Origin of the sequence: uncultured Phascolarctobacterium sp., assembly GCF_934190775.1 — a bacterium.
Lineage (GTDB): Bacteria > Bacillota > Negativicutes > Acidaminococcales > Acidaminococcaceae > Phascolarctobacterium_A.
On sequence record NZ_CAKPTG010000020.1, the window covers coordinates 40,987 to 47,999 of the forward strand.

Sequence of the window (7,013 nt, forward strand, 5' to 3'; positions counted from 1 at the left end):
AAACTAAAGAAAATCCCTTGAAAAATACTTTGGAAAGATATAATGTTAATTTAGAGAATTAGCTATTTATCTTGTGGTAAGTAGGTGGTTGAATGAAGGTAAAATGGATAGCTCAAAGTGATTTTCCTTTTGGTACACAGGGAAAAATTTATGATGTGCTCGATGTTGCTATTAAGGGGCCTAAAAAGAGAAAATGGTATCAAATTAATACAGATATGGATGAAACTTATTATGTTCCAGCCAGCTATTTTGAAATCATCGAGGAGTAACTTATGAGGGATTTTGACACGATTTGCAAAATTCTTACAATACTCGAAAACTTCATGAATGGCTATGAATTTGACAAGCGGATTTTCTTTGAGATTTCATTTGGATCGTTATTATCGGAGGCTTAAAATTGCTACAAAAACTAATTGAATTCTTTGAACGAGAAACAGGCATGACTCTTCAAGAAGCGTATAATTTATCGCCGGAAGGACAAGAAGCAATTTTTGACAAAATGGTAGAAATTGAGCTTGAAGAACTCGGGGATGAAAATGATGAGAACTCTCCAATAAGTGAGCGCTGTGCTTTGGCTTGTAAATGGCAAGATATCATGAATGGTTCAAAAATTTCATTTCTTAAGCATAGTTAGATATTTTTCTGGCTACTCTTTTATTTGAGTTAAAACTATGAGCACATAATACAAGGACTGAAACTAGAGCTTGCTTACGATGCAGGCCTTATATGTAAAATGTCTTGCAGAACAAGCTCCTGAAACAGGCGGTATCCGTGGATACGAAGTTGGTAAAAACATTGTGGTTCGCTATGATTCGTATAACAATGACTATGTAAAAGTTGATGTTTTTACTGGAGTTATTACTGTGTTTAAGCCTACAAAGAAAACTATTTACTATGAAAAGTGTAGCAAGGCGTAGGGAAACAAAAAATGAAACACTTATGTCCTGTATATTGTCAATATGAATTTACGAGACGTAGTGCGAATCCACTTGATTGCTGCTTCTTAGGCTGCAAAGTATACGGATGGATTGATGATGCAGTGTAGGAACTAGAACCAGATTATGGTGGTGGGGAGTTAGGGTTTTCCTAAACCGGGATTGTGTCGAATGGGCTGATAAACACAAACAATAAAAAATTTAGTTAACTGCTTGCTTAGCACAGGTGTTTTTTTACACACAAAAATACCCCGCAACCTGCATGATTGCGGGGGTTCTTTCATGGTGATCCAGGAGGGATTCGAACCCCCGACCCACGGCTTAGAAGGCCGTTGCTCTATCCAACTGAGCTACTGAACCATATTAATTTGGAGCGGGCGATGGGAATCGAACCCACAACATCAGCTTGGAAGGCTGAGGTTTTACCACTAAACTACACCCGCGCAAATGGTCGGAGTGGCAGGATTCGAACCTGCGACACCCTGCTCCCAAGGCAGGTGCGCTACCAAACTGCGCTACACCCCGAATACAAAAGGTATTATACTATTTAATTAAACAGATGTCAAGAGAAAATATATAGTTTGTTAATCATAAAGCAGAAGAAAAATATAAAAGCATATTTTTCTTCTGCCGGATAAGCTTTTTTACTGCAGCAGTTCTTCCTTCAGTTCGTAATATTCACGTGAGAAATAGGGCGTGAGCTGTGCTTCGCGGTGGTCATAGCCAAAGGCGCGTTTAGTGAGCGACAAAACAGGCGGTGCCTGAATGCGTTTGGCAACAGCAAAGCCTGCGAACAGCTTCCACCAGCGTTCCAAATCAGCAATCAGCGCAGCGACGTCGGGGCAGGCTTCGTCAATCGCTTCCTGTGTGCAGCCAAGCTCTGCCGCCAGCGTGCCTGCCTTGTACCAGCGCAGGATATCTGCCGGTGTAGTTTTGTGCCAATTTTCAATAAAGGCGCGCAGCAGATAATCGTGATAGCCATAAACCAGCGGGTCGCCGCCATTGCCTACTGTCTGCGCGTCTGAAAGCTCGGCACTGGGGCGTATGCAGAAGATGGCTTCGGGGATTACCTCGCGCTTGTAGACTTCCTCATTCAGATAACGCCCCAAGGCATATACCTGGTGCTTCCACAGGTCACCAATCATGGCCATAGCGCCGCAGATGTCGCCGTAGAAGGTGGCGTAGCCAATAGCCAGCTCTGCTTTGTTGGAGTTACAGCTGAAGGCGCCGCCGAAGGCTGCAGAGGCAGCGGCAATGACACGTGCACCGCGGTCGCGGGCCTGGATATTTTCTTTAATCAGTTCGCTGAGCTGCAGATTGAAGCTGTTGCCGTCTGCCAGATGGGTGATGGGAGTTTCTTCCAACTGCTTGACTGTCAGCTCATAGCTTTCGTTGATGGGCATTACGGCGTAGTTGGCGCCTAATGCTTGCGCCAGCTGCTGCGCGCTGTTGCGCGTGGCAGCTGAGTTGAAGCGTGAAGGCAGGTTGAGCAGCAGGATATTTTCCGGTCCCAGGATATCCGCATACATGACGGCGGTTACGGCGCTGTCGATGCCGCCGGAAAGACCGATGGTCATGCGTTTGATACCGCATTGCTGCAAAAATCTGGCGGTGCCGTAGCGCAGGGCGCGGTAAACGGATTCCGGTTCCTGGGGCAGCACGGCCGGAGGGCAGGTGGGGATAAGGCAGTTTGCTTCTGTATCCCAGGTCAATTCCAAAAAGGTGTCCTCATACATGGGCGCGGAGCTAACCAGACTGCCGTCGCCGTTGTAGGCGGAAGTGCAGCCGTCGTAGGTGAAGATGTTCTTGCCGTTATTTTGGATACCGACGTTGTTGCAGTAGATGAGCGGAATGCCTGCGGTGCGTGCCTGCGCACTGAAAAGGCGGTTGCGCTTACGGTTTTTGCCCAGCGTATAGGGCGAGCAGGAAAGGTTGCATAAAAGCTGTGCTCCATTGGCTGCCAGCGTTTGCGGTACGTTGAGATGATAGTTTTCCGTCCAGCCGTCCTCGCACAGCATGACGCCAAGGCGCAGGCTGGTGCCTCGAATGACAATTTCCAATGGCTGCAGTGCTTCGCTGACGCTCGCACCTTCTTCAGCGCAGAGCTTCTGCAGGCTGTAAAAATGACGGCAGTCATCAAATTCGCGGTAGTTGGGCAGCGAGTTCTTGATGAAGAAGTTGCGTCCCTGATAACCGCCAACGAGCCTGCCGTTTTGGCAGGCAAAGGCGGCGTTGTACTTGCGCACGCGTCCGTCTTCATTGAGCTTACCGGGCTCGGTGGCAACGCTACCGAAGATTACGCAGATATTTTCAGTGGCTGCGACGATTTTTTCGGCATAATAGGCGCAGTCATCCAAAAAGGTCTGCTGCTCCCAGATGTCGCCGATAAGATAACCGGGAAGCGCCATTTCCGGCAACAGCAGGATATCGGCTGCAAAGCTACGCGCTTTTTCGATAGCGTCAATGATTTTCTTATAGTTTACATCAGGACGGCCGGGAGTTATTTCCAGCTGTCCGCAGATAATTTTCAGCTTCAATTTATTGTCCTCACAATTTTATTTGCATTTTACATTACTATAGTGCTATTATAACAGAGATGAAGTAATTTCTCTAGCATAGAGGGGGTTTTTCCTGATGAAACATAACAAAAAAACTAATGCAGCCCGCCGCCTGGACGAGCTGAAGATAGAATATCGCCTGCTGGAATATCCGGTAGACGAGGAGCATCTGGATGCTGTGCATGTTGCCGCAGAGGTTGGCATGCCTGCATCACAGGTATTCAAAACACTTGTGGTACGCGGTGACAAGAACGGTATTATGTTTGCCGTGATTCCGGGTGACGGTGAGCTTGATTTGAAAGCTTTAGCTAGAGCCAGCGGCAATAAGCGTGCTGAGCTGGTGCACCTGAAGGAGGTGCTGCCGCTGACAGGCTATATCCGCGGTGGCTGTTCACCCTTAGGCGCGAAGAAGAATTATCCTGTATATATGGACGAGACGAGCAATAACTGGCCGGAGATTGCTATCAGCGCCGGTCAACGCGGTATGCAGATTATTGCAGCACCTGCTGATTTGCAGCGTGCTACCTCTGCGACAGTGGCGCCGCTTATTTTTGCGGAGTAACTCTTGTTCCTTCTTTTAAAATGTGCTATTATAATCTTGATAACCTATTTGCACAATTGTGTTTGGAAGAAATACGGCTGTGCTGGCCTGTAGACGTATAGTTAACGCTGCAGGCAGTATGATGTCAAAAACTATAGAAGAAAGTAGGTTGAATTTATGTTATATGTTAGTACACGAGGGAAAACTGATTTAGTTTCTGCTGCGCATGCGATTACCCGCGGCCTGGCAGCAGATGGTGGTTTGTTTGTGCCGCAGAATATTCCTGCGATGCGTATGATTGATATAAAGGCGATGGAGCGCAAGCCTTACACTGAGCGTGCGATTGATGTGCTGCTGCAGTTTCTGACTGATTTCAGCGAGGACGAGCTGCGCGAGTGTGTGAATGCTGCCTACGCGCCGGAAAAATTTGGTGATAATCCTGTGCCGCTGGTGCAGGTGAATGATAATACTGCTGTGCTGGAGCTGTGGCATGGTCCGACGTCCGCTTTTAAGGATATGGCGCTCCAGCTTTTGCCGCATCTTCTGACACGTTCGATGCAGAAGACGGGCGAGACGAATAAGGTTGTTATTCTGGTTGCAACCTCCGGCGATACAGGCAAGGCTGCTTTGGAGGGCTTTGCTGATGTTCCTGGTACGCAGATTATTGTTTTCTACCCTAGTGAGGGCGTGAGCGATATCCAGAAGCAGCAGATGATTACCCAGGCTGGCAAGAACGTGAAGGTTTTTGGCATTGAGGGTAATTTTGATGATGCTCAGCGCGGCGTGAAGGAAATTTTCGGTAATACTGCGCTCAGTGATGAGCTGGAAAAGAAGGGCTATACCTTCTCTTCTGCCAATTCTATTAACTGGGGCCGTCTGGTGCCGCAGATTGTGTATTATTTCAGCGCTTATGTTGATGCGATTAAGGCAGGTAAGATTACTGCCGGTCAGCCGATTAATTTTGTTGTTCCTACCGGTAATTTCGGTGATATTCTGGCCGGTTATTATGCTAAGCTGATGGGCCTGCCGATTGACAGACTGCTGTGCGCTTCCAACAGCAATAATGTCCTGACTGATTTTATCAATACCGGTGTTTATGATAAGCGCCGCGAATTTTATAAAACTGTTTCTCCTTCGATGGATATCCTTGTTTCCAGCAATCTGGAGCGCTTGCTGTACAGTGTGACGGAGCATGATGCTGCGCGTGTGGCAGATTATATGAAGCGTTTGAATACCGAAGGTCATTATGAGATTGACAGCGATGATCTGAAGCAGATTCAAAGCCAGTTCTTCGGTGCCTGGGTTGATGAGCTGGAAACGAAGGAGGCTATCGGCCGTATCTATAATGATCATCATTATTTGATGGATACGCATACTGCCGTTGCTTGGCGTGCGATGGAAAAATATCGCTTCCTGACCAGTGATGAAACCTATACTGTGGTGCTGTCTACCGCAAGTCCGTATAAGTTTGCTGATAGTGTGCTGGCGGCGCTTGATGACGCGCAGCCGCAGAGCAGTAATCCTTTTGAGCTGCTGCAAAAGCTGCATGCCGATACTGGTACGGAGATTCCGCCGCGTATGCTGGCGCTGGAGAACCTGCCGGTGCTGCATTCCGAGGTTATTCCTGCGGACAAGATGGAGCTGGCGGTTGTGAAGAATCTGGTGTAATTGTGGCTTGATGCGGAGAGTACTTGCGTTGTGGGTATGTTTTCGCTATAATATAACCGAAATTTAATATTTATATATGCAAGACTTAGTCTGCCGGGCGGCGGACTAAGTCTTTGTCATAAAAGGAGGTATAAAGTGGACTCCAGGAGTGTACTTGAACAGGTGCGCAGTGGTGAGCTGTCTGTGGCTGAGGCTGAGCGTTTTTTTAATCGTAAGGCGTATGAGAATTTAAATTATGCGCGTCTTGACACTTCGCGTGAGCAGCGTACCGGCTTTGCGGAGGTTGTATATTGCAGTGGTAAGCCTGATGCTTATCTGGCGGATATTTTTGAGCGTCTTTTGGCGGAGCAGGGCGAGGTTTTTGGTACGCGGGCGACGCCGGAGCAGTTTGAGCTGGTGCGGCGACGTTTGCCTGATATTGTTTATGACGAGGTGGCGCGGACGCTGAAGCAGGAGCGTCCGGATAAGGTGCGCTGTGGCTGCGTTGTTGTTTGTACTGCGGGTACTGCTGATATTCCGGTGGCGGAGGAGGCGGCGCAGACGGCGGAGTTTTTCGGGACGCATGTGGAACGTCTTTATGATGTGGGTGTGAGCGGGATTCACCGCCTTTTGGATAAGGTTGATTTGCTGCAGCAGGCGAATTGTGTGGTGACGGCTGCCGGTATGGAGGGCGCGCTGGCGAGTGTTGTTGGCGGGCTGGTGCGTAATCCGGTGATTGCGGTGCCTACTTCTGTCGGGTATGGGGCTAGCTTTCATGGGTTGAGTGCGCTGCTGACGATGATTAATTCTTGTGCTAATTGTGTGTCGGTTGTGAATATTGATAATGGGTATGGTGCGGGGATTATTGCGACGCAGATTAACAGGCTGGCGTGTAAATGAGTTGGCGTGTGCGTCGCAATTAAATATCGCGTTGCAACCCTTCCGTCTGCTCGCAAAGCTCGCAGCCACCTTCCCTTTCAGGGAAGATATATCAGACTTGCGGAAGGCTAAACTTCGCAAATCTGCTTAACTTTTATATGCTCCCTGCAAGGGAGCTGGCATCGCCGTAGGCGATGACTGAGGGTTGTGCATCGCCCCCTTTAGTCGCTTACGCGACAGTTCCCCCGAGGGGGAACCGAGTCTGAAGCTATTAGTCTTGCCTGCCCCTTGGGGAAGGTGCCGAACGTAGTGAGGCGGAAGGGGGCGTAAGCGTCGCAATTGATATATCGCGTTGCAACCCTTCCGTCTGCTCGCTAAAGCTCGCAGCCACCTTCCCTTTCAGGGAAGATATATCAGACTTGCGGAAGGCTAAACTTCGCAAATCTGCTTAAC

Annotated in this window: 7 protein-coding genes and 3 tRNA genes; 6 read left to right on the forward strand and 4 right to left on the reverse strand. The window is 48.5% G+C overall.

Annotated features, from left to right (window positions below; genetic code table 11):
• The first annotated feature begins 92 nt into the window (after positions 1-92).
• From Q0G26_RS10020 to Q0G26_RS10030, 3 genes are all read left to right on the forward strand, one after another.
• Complete coding sequence (locus Q0G26_RS10020) at positions 93-269, forward strand: hypothetical protein (RefSeq protein WP_293830304.1); 177 nt, start codon at positions 93-95, stop codon at positions 267-269.
• Positions 270-397: 128 nt separating this feature from the next.
• Complete coding sequence (locus Q0G26_RS10025; protein ID WP_293830306.1) at positions 398-634, forward strand: hypothetical protein; 237 nt, start codon at positions 398-400, stop codon at positions 632-634.
• A 79-nt stretch (positions 635-713) separates the two neighbouring features.
• Positions 714-917 (forward strand): hypothetical protein, encoded by a 204-nt coding sequence (locus Q0G26_RS10030; RefSeq protein ID WP_293830308.1) that lies wholly within the window; start codon positions 714-716, stop codon positions 915-917.
• A gap of 301 nt (positions 918-1,218) precedes the next feature.
• Here the strand turns inward: Q0G26_RS10030 and Q0G26_RS10035 are convergent.
• The 4 genes from Q0G26_RS10035 to nadE form a co-directional block, all read right to left on the reverse strand.
• Positions 1,219-1,295 (reverse strand) — tRNA-Arg (locus Q0G26_RS10035).
• A 9-nt stretch (positions 1,296-1,304) separates the two neighbouring features.
• Positions 1,305-1,378 (reverse strand) — tRNA-Gly (locus tag Q0G26_RS10040).
• Positions 1,379-1,383: 5 nt separating this feature from the next.
• Positions 1,384-1,460: transfer RNA gene (locus tag Q0G26_RS10045), tRNA-Pro, on the reverse strand.
• Positions 1,461-1,579: 119 nt separating this feature from the next.
• Positions 1,580-3,472: an NAD(+) synthase gene (gene nadE, locus Q0G26_RS10050; RefSeq protein ID WP_293830310.1), complete on the reverse strand. Its 1,893-nt coding sequence runs from the start codon at positions 3,470-3,472 to the stop codon at positions 1,580-1,582.
• 97 nt (positions 3,473-3,569) lie between these two features.
• Here nadE and ybaK point away from each other — a divergent pair, with 97 nt between their 5' ends.
• From ybaK to larB, 3 genes are all read left to right on the forward strand, one after another.
• Positions 3,570-4,055, forward strand: coding sequence for a Cys-tRNA(Pro) deacylase (gene ybaK / locus Q0G26_RS10055; RefSeq protein ID WP_293830312.1), 486 nt, complete (start codon positions 3,570-3,572; stop codon positions 4,053-4,055).
• Between the two features lie 156 nt (positions 4,056-4,211).
• The gene (gene thrC, locus Q0G26_RS10060) at positions 4,212-5,702 is read left to right on the forward strand and encodes a threonine synthase (protein WP_293830314.1); all 1,491 of its coding nucleotides are present in this window, start codon (positions 4,212-4,214) and stop codon (positions 5,700-5,702) included.
• 135 nt (positions 5,703-5,837) lie between these two features.
• Positions 5,838-6,581, forward strand: coding sequence for a nickel pincer cofactor biosynthesis protein LarB (gene larB / locus Q0G26_RS10065; protein WP_293830316.1), 744 nt, complete (start codon positions 5,838-5,840; stop codon positions 6,579-6,581).
• The last annotated feature ends 432 nt before the right edge of the window (positions 6,582-7,013 follow it).